This is a genomic window from Micromonospora costi (genome assembly GCF_003626655.1).
Classification (GTDB): Bacteria; Actinomycetota; Actinomycetes; order Mycobacteriales; family Micromonosporaceae; genus Micromonospora; species Micromonospora costi.
This window is the reverse complement of the sequence record NZ_RBAN01000002.1, coordinates 1,040,843-1,058,583: the sequence shown is the minus strand read 5'-3', so window position 1 is coordinate 1,058,583 and position 17,741 is coordinate 1,040,843. Positions and strand designations below refer to the sequence as shown.

At 72.5% G+C, this 17,741-nt stretch carries 16 protein-coding genes and 1 tRNA gene; 11 read left to right on the top strand and 6 right to left on the bottom strand.

The window, feature by feature from the left end:
* Positions 1–190 precede the first annotated feature (190 nt).
* A complete protein-coding gene (locus D7193_RS15955) occupies positions 191–532 on the top strand; it encodes a hypothetical protein (RefSeq protein ID WP_120780229.1) in 342 nt (113 codons plus the stop codon).
* 15 nt (positions 533–547) lie between these two features.
* Here the strand turns inward: D7193_RS15955 and D7193_RS15950 are convergent, their stop codons facing one another.
* Entirely contained in the window at positions 548–1,201 is a 654-nt protein-coding gene (locus D7193_RS15950; RefSeq protein WP_120780228.1) for a hypothetical protein, read from the bottom strand.
* Between the two features lie 241 nt (positions 1,202–1,442).
* On the opposite strand from D7193_RS15950, the gene D7193_RS15945 reads away from it, so the two are divergent.
* Positions 1,443–2,066: a copper resistance CopC family protein gene (locus tag D7193_RS15945; RefSeq protein WP_241562992.1), complete on the top strand. Its 624-nt coding sequence runs from the start codon at positions 1,443–1,445 to the stop codon at positions 2,064–2,066.
* Positions 2,067–2,171: 105 nt separating this feature from the next.
* Here the strand turns inward: D7193_RS15945 and gltX are convergent, their stop codons facing one another.
* The 3 genes from gltX to D7193_RS15930 are packed head-to-tail and all read right to left on the bottom strand — an operon-like array spanning position 2,172 to position 6,233.
* Positions 2,172–3,581: a glutamate--tRNA ligase gene (gltX, locus tag D7193_RS15940; RefSeq protein ID WP_120780226.1), complete on the bottom strand. Its 1,410-nt coding sequence runs from the start codon at positions 3,579–3,581 to the stop codon at positions 2,172–2,174.
* 49 nt (positions 3,582–3,630) lie between these two features.
* Complete coding sequence (locus tag D7193_RS15935) at positions 3,631–4,908, bottom strand: MFS transporter (RefSeq protein WP_120780225.1); 1,278 nt, start codon at positions 4,906–4,908, stop codon at positions 3,631–3,633.
* The gene (locus D7193_RS15930) at positions 4,905–6,233 is read right to left on the bottom strand and encodes a GH1 family beta-glucosidase (RefSeq protein ID WP_120780224.1); all 1,329 of its coding nucleotides are present in this window, start codon (positions 6,231–6,233) and stop codon (positions 4,905–4,907) included. The genes D7193_RS15935 and D7193_RS15930 overlap by 4 nt, the downstream gene beginning before the upstream one ends.
* A gap of 183 nt (positions 6,234–6,416) precedes the next feature.
* Between D7193_RS15930 and D7193_RS15925 the strand changes: the two genes are divergently transcribed.
* Positions 6,417–6,863 (top strand): SRPBCC family protein, encoded by a 447-nt coding sequence (locus D7193_RS15925; protein WP_120780223.1) that lies wholly within the window; start codon positions 6,417–6,419, stop codon positions 6,861–6,863.
* A gap of 217 nt (positions 6,864–7,080) precedes the next feature.
* On the opposite strand, the gene aceE is transcribed toward D7193_RS15925, so the two are convergent.
* The gene (gene aceE, locus D7193_RS15920; protein WP_120780222.1) at positions 7,081–9,825 is read right to left on the bottom strand and encodes a pyruvate dehydrogenase (acetyl-transferring), homodimeric type; all 2,745 of its coding nucleotides are present in this window, start codon (positions 9,823–9,825) and stop codon (positions 7,081–7,083) included.
* Positions 9,826–10,160: 335 nt separating this feature from the next.
* Here aceE and D7193_RS15915 point away from each other — a divergent pair, with 335 nt between their 5' ends.
* From D7193_RS15915 to D7193_RS15880, 8 genes are all read left to right on the top strand, one after another.
* Positions 10,161–10,628 (top strand): hypothetical protein, encoded by a 468-nt coding sequence (locus D7193_RS15915; protein ID WP_147434415.1) that lies wholly within the window; start codon positions 10,161–10,163, stop codon positions 10,626–10,628.
* Positions 10,629–10,654: 26 nt separating this feature from the next.
* Positions 10,655–11,059: a YjbQ family protein gene (locus D7193_RS15910; protein WP_120780220.1), complete on the top strand. Its 405-nt coding sequence runs from the start codon at positions 10,655–10,657 to the stop codon at positions 11,057–11,059.
* Between the two features lie 417 nt (positions 11,060–11,476).
* Complete coding sequence (locus D7193_RS15905) at positions 11,477–11,956, top strand: MarR family winged helix-turn-helix transcriptional regulator (RefSeq protein WP_120780219.1); 480 nt, start codon at positions 11,477–11,479, stop codon at positions 11,954–11,956.
* A 51-nt stretch (positions 11,957–12,007) separates the two neighbouring features.
* The gene (locus tag D7193_RS15900; RefSeq protein WP_120780218.1) at positions 12,008–14,572 is read left to right on the top strand and encodes a thiamine pyrophosphate-dependent enzyme; all 2,565 of its coding nucleotides are present in this window, start codon (positions 12,008–12,010) and stop codon (positions 14,570–14,572) included.
* A gap of 112 nt (positions 14,573–14,684) precedes the next feature.
* Positions 14,685–15,122: a DUF3052 domain-containing protein gene (locus tag D7193_RS15895; protein WP_120780217.1), complete on the top strand. Its 438-nt coding sequence runs from the start codon at positions 14,685–14,687 to the stop codon at positions 15,120–15,122.
* 112 nt (positions 15,123–15,234) lie between these two features.
* A complete protein-coding gene (locus tag D7193_RS15890) occupies positions 15,235–15,702 on the top strand; it encodes a peroxiredoxin (RefSeq protein WP_120780216.1) in 468 nt (155 codons plus the stop codon).
* 85 nt (positions 15,703–15,787) lie between these two features.
* Positions 15,788–15,859: transfer RNA gene (locus D7193_RS15885), tRNA-Val, on the top strand.
* Between the two features lie 264 nt (positions 15,860–16,123).
* A complete protein-coding gene (locus tag D7193_RS15880; RefSeq protein ID WP_120780425.1) occupies positions 16,124–17,065 on the top strand; it encodes a tyrosine-type recombinase/integrase in 942 nt (313 codons plus the stop codon).
* Here the strand turns inward: D7193_RS15880 and D7193_RS15875 are convergent.
* Entirely contained in the window at positions 17,062–17,619 is a 558-nt protein-coding gene (locus D7193_RS15875; protein WP_120780215.1) for a hypothetical protein, read from the bottom strand. The two genes, D7193_RS15880 and D7193_RS15875, sit on opposite strands and share 4 nt — an antisense overlap.
* Positions 17,620–17,741 lie beyond the last annotated feature (122 nt).

Genomic DNA, 17,741 nt, shown 5'->3' with positions numbered 1-17,741 from the left:
CGGCGCCTCGTCGCCGTCCCTCGCCGGGAGGAGCCAGCCCCGGCCCCGCCTCCGTCGAAGGAGGTACGCGGACCGTCCGCCCGTCCCGCCGACCCGGTACACCCTGCACGGCCCGTCGGGCCCGGCCAGTACGGTGACAGGGCACGTCAGCGCGACCGCTGGCGGGCGACGCGAGCGTGAGGAGACCGGAATGGCGCAGGGGGAGGCCGAGCACGGCTGCGCCCAGGGGGAGCCATGCCGGCCGGTTCAGCACGACCCGCAGGCGTCCGCGAAGCATCGCCGCCCGGTCGGCGGCATGCCGTACCCGGCGGATCCGGCGGGCGCCCGGCCGGTCGAGCGGGCCGAGGACGACGTGGCGGTGCCCCGCCAGCGGGCCGGGGACCCGGTCGTGCCGGTGGAACCGGAAGACCCGGTCGGCGACGTGGGGTGCCGCAGCGACCTCCCGGGCTGGGCCGGCGCGCACCGGCACGGGCCGGTCCGCCCACCGCAGCGGGGCAGCCGTCGGGAGCGACCGCCGCGCCGCTGGTGCTGACCCGCGCGGGGCGGGTCAGCGGGTGCGGCGGCGGATCAGCAGCGCGATCCCGGCGAGGCCGGTGGTGATGATCAGGACCACGGCCACGTTGAGCAGCAGCAGCCGCTGAAGCTCGCCGAATGCCTCGTCGATGTCCCGGCCGGGGTTGAGCGAGTCTTCCGGGATCACCCGTTCGCCGCCACCGATGCCGCCGCTCACCGTGTCGAACTCGCGTTCCAGCGGGACGCCGGCGGTGCGCAGCGTCTCGGACATGGACAGTCGGCCGAGGAACCAGGCGGCAGTGACCTTGCGCGAGTCCGGCTGCTTGGCGGGCCGGTAGACCCGCGGCCCGCCGACGGCCTTCGGGTAGAGGTCGTACGTCTGCTTCGGAGTGTTCCCGGCCAGCACCACGACGGTGTACTTCGGACCGAGGTCGGCCTTCTTCGGCGCGGTGGCCGTGGCGGTGCGTCCGAGGAAGTTGACCTGGTCGATCACGGCGTTGACCAGGGACGGCTGGGTGTCGGTGCGCAGCCGCAGCGGCTCGGCGAGCCCCGTGCCGGAGATGTCGACCCCGGGCGGCGGCGGTGGCGGCTTGGGCGCGGCGTGCGCCGCGCCGGCGAAGCCGACCGACAGTGCCGCCGCCAGCGTGGTGGCCAGTACGGCGACCAGTCGTCTCACCTGTCGGACCATCGCCGCCTCCTCGCCCCGTTCGATGGGTGGCTTCGCTGCGCCCGCCGCGTCGGTCGGCGAGGGTGACCGGACCCGAGCGGCCGGACGCCCCACCTCAAGACTCCGCAGAATGGTGATTGGTTGCAGCACGTGGAACAGTAATTGGAACTATCTGCGATCTCGGCCCGACCAATGAGCAGCCGTTGATCAGCGGGCGGATCGTACCTTTACGGAGGGGTTCATGGGGGGCAGGGTCGCACGTGTGGCACGCCTCGTGCTAGCGGTATCCGGCGTGGCGCTCGGTGTGTCGTTGGCGTTGCCGGCGAAACCGGCTGCCGCCCACAACTCGTTGACCGGCAGCGATCCGCGCGACGGCGCCCGGATCGCGACCGCGCCGGCGCGGATCGAGCTGCGTTTCCTGTCCCGGTTGGACCCGGGTACGACGAAGATCACAGTCACCGGGCCGGACAACGTGGCCGCCGCGGGCGGGGCCCCGAGCTTCGACGGCGGCCGGGTGCGGGTGCCGTTCAAGCCGGGCAGGGCGGGGCTCTACATCATCGGCTACGAGGTCGCCTCCGGCGACGGGCACCCGGTGAAGGGCGAGGTGCGATTCACGCTGACCTCCGGCACGCCGGCCGACCCGTCGGCCTCGGCGTCGCCGAGCGGCGGCGCGGCACCGACGGCGTCGAGCCCGGCCGCCAGCCCGTCGAGCGGGCCCGCGCCGGAGACGGCGGGCCCGGACGCCGCCAGCCCGAGCGCCGTGGCCGTCCCGGCGGCCGACGAGCGGGACGAGACGAGCGGCTGGCTCTGGGCGGCCGGCGCCCTCGTGCTGCTGGCCGCACTGGCCGCCGGCTTCCTGCTGCGCCGCCGCTCCGCCCGCCGCTGAGCTCGCTCCACACCGGATCGCCGGTGTGGCGGCGTCCGGCGTAGCCGACACCGTCACACCGGCGAGAACGCGGTCGATCACGCCCGGCGGACCGGGCCGGGGCCGTCAGACCAGGCGGACGCGGGCGGCGCGCAAACGGGTGAGCGTACGCTCCCGGCCCAGCACCTCCAGCGACTCGAACAGCGGCAGGCCCACGGTGCGGCCGGTGACGGCGACCCGCACGGGCGCCTGCGCCTTGCCGAGCTTGAGCCCGCGCTCGGTGCCCACCGCCTCCAGGGTCGCCTTGATCGACTCCGCGTCCCAGGTCGGCAGCGCGTCGAAGGCGGCGATGGCCGCGTCCAGCAGCTCGGCGGAGCCCTCCTTCATGGCCTTGGCCCAGGCCGCCTCGTCGATCAGCGGGTCGGCCACGAAGAGGAAGTCGACGTTCGGCACGATCTCGCTGAGCACCGCGATGCGCGTCTGCGCCAGCGGCGCCACGGCCGCGAACACCGTGGCGTCGAACTCCTCGGGCTGCCACGGCGGCGGCGCGATGGTGTCGGTGCCCGTGAGCCAGGGCCGGCACGCGGCCACGAACTCCTCGACGGAGAGCGCCCGGATGTAGTCGCCGTTGAACGCGCGCAGCTTCTTCTCGTCGAAGAAGGCGGGGGAGGGGTTCACCTCCTCCAGCCGGAACTCCTCCTCGATGACCGACCAGGGCACGATCTCCCGGTCGCCGGAAGGGGCCCAGCCGAGCAGCATCAGGTAGTTGCGCATCGCCTCGGCGAGGTAGCCCTCGTCCCGGTACGCCTCCAGGGCGACCTTGTCCCGCCGCTTGGACAGCTTCTGCCGCTTCTCGTTCACGACCACCGGCACATGCGCCCAGACCGGCGGCTTGACGCCGAGGGCGTCCCAGAGCAGCTGCTGCTTCGGGGTGTTGGGCAGGTGCTCCTCGGCCCGGATCACGTGGGTGATCCCCATGGTCATGTCGTCGACCACGTTGGCGAGCAGGAAGACCGGCGACCCGTTGCCGCGGGCGATGACGAAGTCCTCGATGAGCTTGTTCTCGAACGTCGGCTCGCCGCGGATCAGGTCGACCACCACGGTCTCGCCCTCGTCGGGCGTACGGAAGCGCAGCGCCCGCCCCTCGCCGGGGCCGAGCCCTCGGTCGCGGCAGAAGCCGTCGTAGCCGGAGTACTGGGAGCCGGTGCGCGCCTGCACGTCCTCGCGGGTGCAGTCGCAGTAGTACGCCCGGCCGCTCTCGTAGAGGCGCTGCGCGGCGGCGCGGTGCTCCCCGGCGTACGACGACTGGAAGTACGGGCCCTCGTAGCTGCCCCGGGCGATGCCGATCCAGTCGAGCGCCGACAGGATGCCCTCGGTCCATTCGGGCCTGTTGCGCGCCGCGTCGGTGTCCTCGATGCGCAGCACGAACACCCCGCCCTGCTGCTTGGCGTAGATCCAGTTCTGCAGCGCCGACCGGGCGCCGCCGACGTGGAACATACCGGTCGGGGATGGGGCGAAGCGCACACGTACCGTCACGTCCTCCAGCCTACGGCGGCCCGCCACCGCATTCCGGCAGGGGGCCGGTTCAGGCCACCGACCTGATCTTGAGTACGAGCGCGCTGCCGAGCACCGTGACGGCCGCGGTGACCGCGTACAGGGTGGGGTAGCCGCCCAGGTGGACCACGATCGGGGCGGAGAGGGCCGGGCCGAGCACCTGCGGCGCGGAGTTCGCGATGTTGATCACCCCGAGGTCCTTGGCCCGGTCGGTGGCGGCCGGCAGCACCTGGGTGATGAGTGCCGCGTCCACCGCGAGGTAGACCCCGTAGCCGGCGCCGAGCAGCAACGCGGCGACGACCGACATCGGCCAGGTGGGCGCCACGGCCAGCAGCAGCGCGGCCACCGCCATGATCAGCCCGGAGACGATCACGAAGACCTTCCGCCGCCCGGACCGGTCGGACAGCCGCCCGGCCATCACGGCGGTGAGCATCATGCCGAGCGTGTAGAGCAGGATCAGCACCAGCAGCGCGCCCTCGGGGTCGGCCACCCGTACCCCGTCGGTGAGGAAGTACAGCAGGTAGAGGGTGCCCAGGGCGTTGCCGGTCTGGACCAGGAACCGGGTGAACCAGGCCCAGGCGAAGTCGGGGTGCCGGCGCGGGCTGATCCACATGGAGGCGAGCAGCGCGCGCAGCCGCAGCGGCGCCCGGTGCTCCCGGGGCAGCGGGTCGTCCTCGGTGAGCAGCGCGAACGGCAGCGCGAGCAGCAGCACGGCGAGCGCGATGGCCGCGTACCCGGCCGCGTTGCCGGTCACCACGGCGGTGACCAGCACCGCGCCGACCACGAGCCCCAGGGCCTGCGGGATGCCCACCCAGCCGGAGACGCCGCCGCGCTGGGCCACCGGCACCCGGTCCGGTACGGCCGCCGTGAGGCTGGCCAGCATCGCGTTGAAGCAGACCTGGGCGGCAACCCAGGCGAGTGCCACCCCCGCGACGGTGTCCTGCCGCGCCAGCACCACGAGGGCGAACGCGCCGACCACCGCCCCGGTGGCCGTCCAGACGTGCCGCCGGCCGAGGTGCCGGTTCGCGAGCCGCAGCACGGTCCGGTCGGACAGCGCCCCGGCGAGCGGGTTGGCCAGCACCGCGGCGAGCGCGCCGAGGCCGGTGACGACCGCGAGCATCGCCTCCTTGTCGCCGGGCGCGATCCGCTCGATCTGCTGCGGCAGCAGCACCTGGATCGGGGTGAAGAAGGCCATCCAGACGCCCAGGTTGGCCGCGAAGATCAACGCGATCCAGCCGCGCCGGACCGGCACGGTCGGCTCGGCGAGCGCCGCCGGCAGCGAGGCCGGCGTCGGGTCCACCGTGGTCATCGCCGCACCAGGTCGCGGAACCAGGCGTACGAGGACTTAGGTGTACGCCGCTGCGTGCCGTAGTCGACGTGCACGAGCCCGAACCGCTTGGTGAAGCCCTCGGACCACTCCCAGTTGTCCAGCAGCGACCACACGAAGTACCCGGTCACGGGCACGCCGGCGTCGATGGCCTCGCGTACCGCCCGGACGTGCCCGTCCAGGTAGGCGATCCGTTCCGGGTCGTGCACCCGCCCGTCGGCGTCCGGCTCGTCGTCGTACGCGCAGCCGCTCTCGGTGACCTGGATCGGCGGCAGCGCGTCGCCGTACCGGTGGTGGAGCTGGAGCAGCAACTCGCGCAGCCCGTCCGGGGCCACCGGCCAGTCGAAGGCGGTACGCGGGTAGCGGTCCAGCGGCACCATCTCGAACGGCAGCGGCGAACCCTCCTCGGCGGCCCGGACGCCGGTCGGGTTGTAGTAGTTCACCCCGAGCACGTCGATCGGGGCTGCGATCGCCGCCAGGTCCCCGTCGCGTACCAGCCCGGGGTCCAGGTCCGTCCCCTCGGGGTAGCCCAGGCCGAGCAGCGGGTCGGTGAAGAGCCGGTTGTGCAGCGCGTCGTACGCCTCACCGGCGGCCCGGTGGGCGTCGGAGTCCCCGGCGAGCCGGACCGGCGAGTAGTTGTTGGCGATGGCCACCGGGCTGGTGGTGCGGCTCCGCAGCGCGGCGACCGCGAGGCCGTGCCCGAGCAGCTGGTGGTGGGCCACGGGGAAGGCGCCGAACAGCAGTGCCCGCCCGGGCGCGTGCACGCCCATCGCGTGCCCGAGGCTCATGTGGATGAAGGGCTCGTTCAGGGTGATCCAGAGCTTCACGCGGTCGCCGAGGCGGGCGGCGGTCAGGTCGGCGTACTCGGCGAAGCGGGCGGCCGTGTCCCGGTGCAGCCAGCCGCCCGCGTCCTCGAGGGCCTGCGGCAGGTCCCAGTGAAAGAGCGTGGCGACCGGGTCGACGCCGGCGTCGAGCAGCGCGTCGACGAGGCGGTCGTAGAAGTCCAGCCCGGCCGGGTTGGCCGCGCCGGCGCCGGTGGGCTGCACGCGGGGCCAGGCGATGGAGAACCGGTACGCGGACACCCCGAGCCCGGCCAGCAGCCCGACGTCCTCGGCGTACCGGTGGTAGTGGTCGCACGCGTCGTCGCCGGTGCTGCCGTCGGCGATCCGCCCCGGGGAGTGGGCGAACGTGTCCCAGATGGACGCTCCCCGGCCGTGGGCGGTGACCGCTCCCTCGATCTGGTACGCGGACGTGGACACCCCCCAGCGGAAGCCGGGCGGGAAGTCGGGCATCGGCGCGGTGGTCATTCGCCCTCCCAAACATGAAGCGTGTTCGGGACTCTAGGACGCGAATCGATGATGCGCCATAGGCCCGACGGAGGGCTGGCGCAAGGGTTTTCGGCGTGTCTTTTCCGAACCCGTCCGAGTACGTCCGATTTTGCGCATACAGTGCGGAATATCGCGGATGTCCTTAGTGGGGGAAAGACGGAAATGATCCTCGTGGAACGCAGTGCGCACGTGGCGGCGCCGGTGGAAGCGGTCTGGGACGTCGTCCAGCGGGCTGAGCAGCTGCCGGCCTGGCTGGCGGGGGTCCGCGCGGCCGAGGTCCTCTCGGGGGAGGGATTCGGCCGGCGACAACGCGTCCAGGCCGGGCGCGGCGCGGCGCACGAGGCCGAGGTGATCGCCTATCAGGAGCCGACCCTGATCGGGTGGCGCGAGCGGGCCAAGGGCGCCGGCGCCCGGGCCGAGGCACGCACCGAGATCTACGTACAGCTGACCCCGGACGAGGAGGAGGGCGGGACGATCGTGCGGCTCATCGTCGTACGGTGGCCCGCCGGGCCGGTCAAGGCCGCCCTGCTCCGGCTCGGCCTGCGTCGGGTCGGTGCCGACCTGGAGGAGTCCCTGGCCCGGCTGACCGACCTGGCCGCCGTCGGCTGACCGGACCTGTCCCGGCGTCGCCCGCGATGGTGATGGTCCGGCGTCCCCGCCAGGGACGCCGGACCATCGTCGCTGTCAGCCCCCATTCCGCGCGTCGATCACGCAGTTGTGGTGGGGGATGAATACGGCGTACCCCCATCGCCCGGGCACCACAAGTGCGTGATCGACGTGAAAGGGGCCCGGCGCGCACTCGCGCCGGGCCCCTTGTGTCGAACGGTCAGCTGTCGCCGCCGGTCTCCCCGACCGGAGCCGCGGTGACGTCGTCGATCGCGTACTTCTTGGCCGCCTCGGCCGGCACCGTGGCCGGCACCGCGCCGCGGAGCGCGAGCTGCCGCAGCGTTGCGACCACCACCGACTCGGCGTCGACGTGGAAGTGCCGCCGCAGCGCGTGCCGGGTGTCCGACATGCCGAACCCGTCGGTGCCCAGCGAGGTGTAGTCGCCGGGTACCCAGCGGGCGATGAGGTCCGGTACCGCGCGCATGAAGTCGCTGACCGCGACCTTCGGCCCGTCGGCGTCGGCCAGCTTCCGCGCCACGTACGGCACCCGCTGCTCGCTGCCCGGGTTGAGCAGGTTGTGCTCCTCGCACTCCACCGCGTCGCGGCGCAGCTCGGTCCAGGAGGTCACCGACCAGACGTCGGCGGACACCCCCCAGTCCTGGGCGAGCAGCTGCTGCGCCTTGAGCGCCCACTGCATGCCGGTGCCGGAGGCCAGGATGTTCGCCTTCGGCGCCGCGCCCTCCACGCTCGGAGCCGGCGAGTAGCGGTAGATGCCCTTGACGATGCCCTCGACGTCCACGCCCTCCGGCTCGGCCGGCTGGAAGATCGGCTCGTTGTAGACGGTCAGGTAGTAGAAGACGTTCTCCTGCCCCTCGCCGTACATCCGGTGCAGGCCGTTCTCCACGATGTGCGCGATCTCGAACGCGAACGCCGGGTCGTACGCGACCACCGCCGGGTTGGTGGCGGCGATCAGGTGCGAGTGGCCGTCCTCGTGCTGCAGACCCTCACCGTTGAGCGTGGTACGGCCGGCGGTGGCGCCGAGCAGGAAGCCGCGCGCCATCTGGTCGGCGGCCGCCCAGAGCCCGTCCGCCGTGCGCTGGAACCCGAACATCGAGTAGAAGATGTACATCGGGATCATCGGCTCGTCGTGCGTTGCGTACGACGTGCCGGCGGCGGTGAACGACGCGACCGAACCGGCCTCGTTGATGCCCTCGTGCAGGATCTGCCCGCCGATCGCCTCCTTGTACGAGAGGAACAGCTCCCGGTCCACCGAGGTGTACCGCTGGCCGTGCGGCGAGTAGATCTTCTGCGTCGGGAAGAGCGAGTCCATACCGAAGGTGCGGGCCTCGTCCGGGATGATTGGCACCCAGCGCTTGCCGAACTCCTTGTCCTTCATCACGTCCTTGAGCAGACGGACGAAGGCCATCGTGGTGGCGACCTTCTGCTTGCCGGAGCCGCGCTTCACGTCGGCGAAACGCTCCGGACCGGGGATGGCCAGGCGCTTGCCGGTGGTCCGGCGCGTCGGCAGGTAGCCGCCGAGCTGGGACCGCCGCTCCTTGAGGTACGCGATCTCGTCGGACTTCTCGCCCGGGTGGTAGTACGGCGGCAGGTACGGGTTCTCCTCGAGCGCCGAGTCCGGGATGTCCAGGTAGAGGCGGTCGCGGAAGGTCTTCAGGTCCTCCAGCGTCAGCTTCTTCATCTGGTGCGTGGCGTTGCGGGCCTCGAAGTGCGAGCCGAGCGTCCAGCCCTTGATCGTCTTGGCGAGAATCACGGTCGGCTGCCCGGTGTGCTCCACGGCCGCCTTGTAGGCCGCGTAGAGCTTGCGGTAGTCGTGGCCGCCCCGCTTGAGGTTCCAGATCTCGTCGTCGCTGAGGTGCTCGACCATCTTGCGGGTCCGCGGGTCGCGCCCGAAGAAGTGCTCCCGGACGTACGCCCCGGACTCCGCCTTGTAGGTCTGGTAGTCGCCGTCGGGCGTGGTGTTCATGAGGTTCACCAGCGCGCCGTCGGTGTCCGCGGCGAGCAGCGGGTCCCACTCGCGGCCCCAGACCACCTTGATGACGTTCCAGCCGGCGCCCCGGAAGAACGCCTCCAGCTCCTGGATGACCTTGCCGTTGCCGCGGACCGGGCCGTCCAACCGCTGCAGGTTGCAGTTGATCACGAAGGTGAGGTTGTCCAGCTCCTCGCGGGCCGCCACACCGATCGCGCCCAGCGTCTCCGGCTCGTCCATCTCACCGTCACCGAGGAACGCCCAGACGTGCTGGTCGGAGGTGTCCTTGATGCCGCGGTGGTGCAGGTAGCGGTTGAAGCGGGCCTGGTAGATGGCGTTGAGACCGCCGAGCCCCATCGAGACGGTGGGGAACTCCCAGAAGTCCGGCATCAGCCGCGGGTGCGGGTACGACGGCAGCGCGCCGCCGGGGTGCGACAGCTCCTGCCGGAACCCGTCGAGCTGGTCCTCGGTGAGCCGGCCCTCCATGTACGCCCGCGCGTACATGCCGGGGGAGGCGTGCCCCTGGTAGAAGATGTGGTCGCCGCCGCCGGGGTGGTTCTTGCCCCGGAAGAAGTGGTTGAAGCCCACCTCGTAGAGCGAGGCCGAGCTGGCGAAGGTGGAGATGTGCCCGCCGACGCCGATCTCGGGACGCTGCGCCCGGTGCACGAGCATCGCCGCGTTCCACCGGATGTAGGCCCGGATCCGTCGCTCGACGTGCTCGTCACCCGGGAACCACGGCTCGCGCTCCGGTGCGATGGTGTTGATGTAGTCCGTGGTGGTCAGGGACGGAACCCCGACCTGGCGCTCGCGGGCGCGCTCCAGCAGGCGCAGCATCACGTAGCGGGCGCGCTTGGTTCCGCGCTCGTCGATGACCCCGTCGAGCGACTCGACCCATTCACTGGTTTCTTCTGGGTCGATGTCCGGAAGCTGGCTCGGCAGGCCGGCGGTGATCACCGGGCGCTTGCGTTCCGTAGCCACAGGCGGTCCCTCGGTTGTGTGTGGGATAGGTCTCTAGCGCCATCCTGCCCCCTCGTGGCACCTGGCGTCACGTCTGGTCCCCCGGACGCGACGCTCAACACAGGTACCCGCCGGTAACTTTGTGCGACCGTCGGCCCGCCCGGGTTGGGTTGTCCGGTCCGCCCGCGCGGGATGGGTTGTCGGTCCGCCCGCCGGGACGGTTGTGCGGTCCGCCCGCGCGGGATGGGTCGTCGGCCCGCCCGCCCGGAACCGGTTGTCCTGTCCGGCCGCCCGGGATGGATTGTGCGGTCCGCCCCGCCCGGGACCGGTTGTGCGGTCCGCCTACCCTGCCGGCCATGAGGCGGGGACCGAGGGCGCTCGGCACGGCGATGACCGCGGTGGGCGTCGTGGGCGCCGGGGCCGGCGCGCTCACCGCCTGGCTCGCGTCTCCCGCGGCCCTGATGATCACGGCGCTCGGCGCGACAGTGGCCCTGCTGGGCGTCGGCCTCCTGCGCGACCTCCGGCGCCCGCGGCCGACCGGGCAGCGGCGCGCCGACACCGGTGGGGTGCTGCTCTACCCGCCGACCGGCGATGCGGGGACGGACCCCGACGCCGACCGGCCCGACCGCGATGGGCGGCACTCCGCCGGCCCGTCCGGGGCCGATTCGGGCGGCGGCCCGCCCGGGTCGTCCGGGCTCGGTCCGGGCGGCGGGGCGTCCGGCTCGTCCGGCCTGGACTCCGGCGGTTGGTCCGGCGCGGACTCCGGTGGCTGGTCGGACCCGGGCGGTTGGTCCGGCGGGGACTCGGGCGGCGGCGGTTACTGACCGCCCGCTGGGGCAGAATGCGACGTATGCGTAGTGACGTGATCACCGTCCAGACCGGCTCGCGGCCGGCCGTCCGGGACATCACCGCCGAGGCGCAGAGCTTCGTCTCGGGTCAGGGCGACGGCCTGCTGCACGTGTTCGTGCCGCACGCGACCGCCGGGCTCGCGATCATCGAGACCGGGTCCGGTTCCGACGACGACCTGCTCACGGCGCTGGGCGACCTGCTCCCCGGCGACGACCGCTGGCGGCACCGGCACGGCTCGCCCGGCCACGGCCGCGACCACGTGCTGCCCGCGTTCGTGCCGCCGTACGCCACCCTGCCGGTGCTGGGCGGCCGGCTGGCCCTGGGGACCTGGCAGTCGCTCTGCCTCGTCGACACCAACGGCGACAACCCCACCCGGCAGGTCCGGTTCTCGTTCCTGGCCGGCTGACGCGCTCGCCTGGGGGCTGGCCGGGCGCGTGATCGACACGGGTTGCGTGGATGTCGCGGTGTCGGGGCCCGGTGGACCCCGCGACTTCAAGGAAGTCGAGTCGATCACGGCGCGGGGCCGTCTGGCGCGCGTGATCGACTCCGTTTCGCCGATATGGCGGGGTCGGGGCGGGTGGGATGCCGCGTTCTCGGCGATCTGGTGTGGATCATGCGGGTGTGCGTCCCGGGCGGCTGTGCGCGCCGGCTGTAGGCGCGTCGGAAGCGCTCGCCGAGGCCGGCCGGGCGCGTGATCGACACGGGTTGCGTGGATGTCGGGGTGTCCGGGCCCGGTGGACCCCGCGACTTCAAGGACGTCGAGTCGATCACCCGACTGCCCAGCAGTGATCAACTGCCGGTTTCCGCACGTAGACTGGCTGGCATGAGCCAGCGTGCCGGCACCGACGGTCCCGAGCCGGGGGATCGTGGCGGGCTCGCGGCCGACGCCGTACGCCGGATGATGCACGTGGCCTCGGCCATCCGGCACCGGCAGGACGTCGAGATCGCCGAGCTGGGCCTCACGCCGGCGGTCGCCCGCGCGCTGTACGAACTCGACCCGGACCGGCCGCTGCCGGCGCGCGACCTGGCCGAGCAGTTGCAGTGCGACCGGTCCAACGTCACGGCCCTCGTGGACAAGCTGGAGCAGGCGGGTCTGGTGCAGCGCCGGGTCGACCCTGCCGACCGCCGGCAGAAGACGCTCATGGTCACCGAGGCCGGCCGGCGGATGCGGCAGCGGGTGCACGACGTGATGTCCGACTCGCGGCAGCTCGCCGGGCTCACCACCGTGGAGGTGGCCGCGCTGCGTGACCTCGTGTGGAAGGTCTCCGACGATGGCTGCCCGGAGGAGCACGCGGCGTCCTGAGCGCCGCCGGGCGGTGTGTGTCCGGGTGGGCGCGACTGGCCCTCGTCGGTAATGCTGTCCGACGTGACCACCCCGCACGATCTCGACGACCGGTTCCGGCAGACACTGGCCGCGCTGGCCGACCCAGGGCAGCGGCGTGACCCGGCCGACCCGCTCAGCGACGGCGCGACGCTGACCGGCGCCCGGGCACTGGACCTCTTCGACGCGCAGGTCACCAGCCGGCAGCTGGACCTGGCCGGGCGCTGGCTGCGCAGCTTCGGCGAGGGCTACTACACGATCGGCTCGGCCGGGCACGAGGCCAACGCCCTGGTCGCCGCCGTGCTGCGCCCCACCGACCCGGCCCTGCTGCACTACCGTTCGGGCGCGTTCTACTGCGTGCGCGCTGCCCAGGCCGCCGTACCCGGCCCGGACGAGCCCGCCGACGACGCCCGCGAGACGGCGGACGCCGCCGCGGCACCCGGGGACGGGGACGGGGCACCGGAAGCCCCGGACGGCCCCGACAGGACCCCGGCAGCGTCCGTCCCCGCCGGGCGGGGCCCGAACGCCGAGGAGGTCGAGCAGCGCCCGGCCGACGGCGACCCGGCCGACGGCACCCCGGTGGGCGCCCCGGACGGCCACCCCTCCGCACCGTCCCGGCCGGAGCGCCCGTGGGCGTACGCGGCGGCGGCACGAGACGTGCTGCGCGGCATGGCCGCCTCGGCGCGGGAGCCGATCGCCGGTGGCCGGCACAAGGTCTTCGGCCATCCCGATCTCGCCGTGGTGCCGACCACCTCGACCATCGCCTCGCACCTGCCCCGCGCGGTCGGCATGGGGCTCGCCGTCGAACGGCTGCGCCGGCTGGAGACCCGCCGGGCCGGGGGCGGAGCGCGGGCCGGGGAGACGGACGGGTCGGCCGCGCCCTGGCCGCCCGACGCGATCGTGGTGTGCTCCTTCGGCGACGCCTCGATCAACCACGCGAGCGCCGCCGCCGCGCTGAACACCGCCGGCTGGTACGACCACACCGGCCTGCGGATCCCGGTGCTCTTCGTCTGCGAGGACAACGGCCTCGGCATCAGCGTCCGCACTCCACAGGGCTGGGTGGAGACGGCGCTGCGGTCCCGGCCGGGCATCCGCTACTTCGCGGCCGACGGCGGCGACCCGGTGCAGGCGTACGCGGCGGCCGAGGAGGCCGCCGGCTGGGTGCGGCGGCACCGCCGCCCGGCGGTGCTGCACCTGCGTACGGTACGGCTCATGGGGCACGCCGGGGCGGACGCGGAGACCGCGTACCGCAGCCCGGCGGAGATCGCCGCCGACCTGGACCGGGACCCGCTAGTCGCCACCGCGCGCGTGCTCGTGGAGGCGGGGGTCGCCACCGGCGAGGAGCTGCTGGCCCGGTACGACGACATCGGCTGGCAGGTACGCCGGCTCGCCGAGGAGGCGATCGGCGAGCCGAAGCTCACCGCGGCGGCCGAGGTGGTGGCCCCGCTGGCGCCCCGGCGACCGGCGCGGGTGGCCCGGGCGGTCGCCGAGGCGGCGGCCCGGGCGGCCGGTCCCGGCGCGGCGGCGCGCGCCGAGGCGTTCGGCGGCAAACCGCCCGAGCTGGGCGGCCCGCTGACCCTCGCGCAGAGCATCAACGCCGCGCTGGCCGACGGCATGCTCGACCACCCGGGGATGGCGGTCTTCGGCGAGGACGTGGCCGCCAAGGGCGGCGTGTACGGGGTGACCAAGGGCCTGCGCGACCGGTTCGGGCCGGCGCGGGTCTTCGACACCCTGCTCGACGAGACGTCGATCCTCGGTCTGGGCCTGGGCGCCGGGCTCGCGGGGATGCTGCCGGTGCCGGAGATCCAGTACCTGGCGTACCTGCACAACGCCGAGGACCAGCTGCGCGGCGAGGCGGCCACCATGCAGTTCTTCTCGCAGGGGGCCTACCGCAACCCGATGGTGGTGCGCATCGCCGGCCTCGCCTACCAGGAGGGCTTCGGCGGTCACTTCCACAACGACAACTCGGTGGCCGTACTCCGGGACGTGCCGGGCCTGGTGATCGCGGTGCCGGCGCGGCCGGACGACGCCGCGCCCATGCTGCGGACCTGCCTGGCGAGCGCGGCGGTGGACGGCAGCGTGTGCGTGTTCCTGGAGCCCATCGCGCTCTACCACACCCGGGACCTGTACGCCGACGGCGACGGCGAGTGGATGGCAAGCTACGCGGAGCCGGGCGGCTGGGCGAGCGGCCACGTGCCGGTCGGCCGGGCCCGCGTGTACGGGGTGGGTTCGGCCGAGGACCTCACGATCATCACCTTCGGTAACGGCGTACGGATGTCGCTGCGGGCGGCCGCCGCGCTCGCCGAGGAGGGGGTGGGGACCCGGGTGGTGGACCTGCGCTGGCTGGCGCCGCTGCCCGTCGCGGACATCATCCGGGAGGCCTCGGCGACCGGGCGGGTGCTGGTGGTGGACGAGACCCGCCGGTCCGGCGGGGTCGGCGAGGGGGTGATCGCCGCACTGGTCGATGCCGGATATGTCGGTGCGGCGCGACGAGTAGCCGGAGTTGACTCGTTTGTACCATTAGGTCCGGCCGCGCGTCAGGTTCTGGTCTCAGAGGAAGCCATTACCCAGGGTGCCCGCACGCTCCTGGCACGGTAAATTCCGTTCCACCCGGTGCGCCACTTGCGCGGGGGGCCACAACTGTGTGGACTTTGCCTGACGGCGCCGACCAGGCGCCGCGAGCAGGGACGAGATGAGGAGGCACGCGACAGTGAGCGCGACCGCTGGTCAGGCCGCCGACGGGGTACGCAGCCTGGCGGACCGGTTCGGAATCGAGCCGGGCATGGTCGTCATGGAGATGGGGTACGACGACGACGTCGACCACGACCTCCGCGACGCCCTGACTGACCGCTCCGGAGAGCTGGTCGACGAGGACACCGACGAGGTGGTCGACGCGGTGCTCGTCTGGTACCGCGACGGCGACGGTGACCTCTTCGAGCTCCTCGTCGACGCCCTCGGCCCCCTGGCCGACAACGGGGTCGTCTGGCTGCTCACGCCCAAGGCGGGGCGCGAGGGTCACGTCGAGCCGAGCGAGATCGCGGAGTCCGCTCCCACGGCCGGCCTCCAGCAGACCTCGACGGTCAACGCCGGCCGGGACTGGAGCGGTGCCCGCCTCGTCCTGCGCCGAGGGGCCAAGGGCAAGAAGTAGCCCGGTCGCCCGTCGCCCCGAGGGGGCGGGCAACCGGATGGTCGCCCGGCGGGGTCGCCGCCGGGTGTGGCACGCTGGTGCCGTTTCCGACCCCCACGCAAGGAGCTTCCGCATGCCCGTCGAGGTTGGCGCCGAGGCACCCGACTTCGTGCTGAAGGACCAGAACAACCAGGAGGTTCGGCTCTCCGACTTCCGGGGGCGGCGCACCGTGCTGCTGGTCTTCTACCCGCTGGCCTTCACCGGCATCTGCCAGGGCGAGCTGTGCGAGGTGCGGGACAACCTCGACGCGTACGTCAACGACGAGGTGCAGGTCCTCACCGTCAGCGTCGACTCGGTCTACAGCCACAAGGTCTGGGCCGACCGCGAGGGCTACCAGTTCCCCATGCTCGCGGACTTCTGGCCGCACGGGGCGGTCGCCCAGGCGTACGGCGTCTTCAACGAGACCGCCGGGGTGGCCAACCGGGGCACCTTCGTGATCGACAAGACCGGCGTGGTGCGGTTCGCCGAGATGACCATGCCGGGGGAGGCCCGCGACCAGCAGGGCTGGCGCAAGGCGCTCGCCGAGGTGGCCGCATCCTGAAACCCTGACCCGGCCACGCCGTGCGCCCGGGCCGGAGGCGAGCAGGGTAAGCTTGCCAGCCACCGGCCCGCCGTACGGGCGTTCCGGGCGCGTAGCTCAGTGGGAGAGCACTCGCCTTACAAGCGAGGGGTCGCAGGTTCGAAACCTGCCGCGCCCACAAACCCCCTCCCACCTGCGGAAACGCCGGTGGCAGCCAGCACGATCGGTACGCTTAGCCGCTCACAGAGCAGTCGCTTACGCGATCGTCTCCAAGCGGGTTCCGGCCAACGCCGACCCCACCAGAAGGCCCCTGAGGGCCGAAACCACCCCCGCCGGTGTCCGGACTACCCCCGGCGGTCCCTACCGGCGTCCATCGCGGCCTCACAGGCCGTAGCTGGGGGCCCTACGGATTGCACGCGAGTGCTGTGTGGAGGTGGAGAAGATGGCCAGCCGGCGCGGTGACCTACCAGAAGACCTCGGCTCGTTCGCCCCGTGGATCGCCTCGTTCCGGCTGTCACTCCAAGTCGCCGAACGGTCAGAACGCACGAGGGAGATTTACACCGACGCGGCATCCTGGTTCGCCGGCTGGCTGCTGCGCGAAACCGACATCCGGTCGTGGGCGCAGGTAACCCGCGACGAGCTGCGCCAGTTCTTCGCCCACATGCAGGAGATCGAGTACGCCCGCGGCTACCGCAACAACATCGGCCGCGCGTTGCAAGCGTTCTTCAAGTGGTACGCCGAGGAAGAGGACACGGTCGACCCGTTCGACAAGTTCAAGCCCCCGCCGCCGGTCAAGGTTGGCGCCGAGCCGAAGCCGATCATCGAGACCGAACAGCTCGCCGCGCTGATCAAGGACGCGGAGAAGGGCAAGACCTATGAGGACCGCCGCGATGCGGCCCTCATGAGGCTGTTCGCCGCGACCGGCTGCCGACTCGCCGAGATCACCGGCCTGGACCTCGACGATGTCGACGTGGCGAAGCGGACCGCCGTGGTTACCGGCAAGGGCGGCAGGACACGCACCGTCAAGTTCGACGCCAAGGCGGCCCTCGCCCTCGACCGGTACCTGCGGAAGCGGTCCGAGCACTCGGCGGCGAAGCTCACCAAAGCCCTGTGGATCGGCGTGCGCCGGAACGTGCCGATGACGCCGTCAGGGGTGCGGCAGATCGTCAAGCGGCGAGGTGCACGGATCGGCCTGAAGGTCCACCCGCACCTGTTCAGGCACACGTTCACCCACAACTGGCTGGACGCGGGCGGCGCCGAGGGCGACCTGATGGAACTCAACGGGTGGGAGTCCAGGCAGATGCTCCTGCACTACGGGTCGGCCGCCCGGGGACGACGGGCACAGCGCGCCTACGACAACATCGACGTGATGCGCGGCGTCTAGCTGTAGTACCGGTGGCCGGGCTGCCGGCTGCCGGCGGTGCGCTGCGACAGCGGCACGACGGCGTTGTGCGGATCGGTCGATGCGTTGCGGTTGTAGCCCTGCCCCTCCCGCACACCGACGGCGTAGCTCTGCCACTCCCGGTTGCTCGCCACGACCATCGCCCACTCGGCCAGCGCCGTGCGGTCCTGATGGCGCAGATCCTCGATCTCGTCTCGTTTGACTTCGAACCGGCGCTGCATCTCCATGATGGCCCAGCCGATCGCGAGGCACGCGGCAATGATGGAGAGCGTCGCCACGAGCGCCTGATGGGTGCCGATCATCGGGTCCTGCGCGCGGCCTCGCACGCTGGCGGTGTGGAAGGCGACCATCACCCAGTCCAGGACCGCAGCGATGCCGGCGATCACGGTGGCCCGGGTGTAGATCCGAGGGGGCCGCATCTGCCTCCGCTCCGCGAGGAGCCGACAGATCCGGCGTTCTCGCTGCTTACGGGCCGCGTGGATCTCCCGCTCCGTGTTGTCGTTCAGATCGCGGGGGTAGCTCAGGTTGTGCGTCATGGTGGTGGTGCTCCGATCTAGTTGCGGGTGATCGGAGACGCGCAGCACCGCGTGGGGGCTTTGCTGTCTCCCCGCCGCAGAGCCCTCGGGTAGGCGTGCGGCGGTTGGCGCCGGCCAGTGCT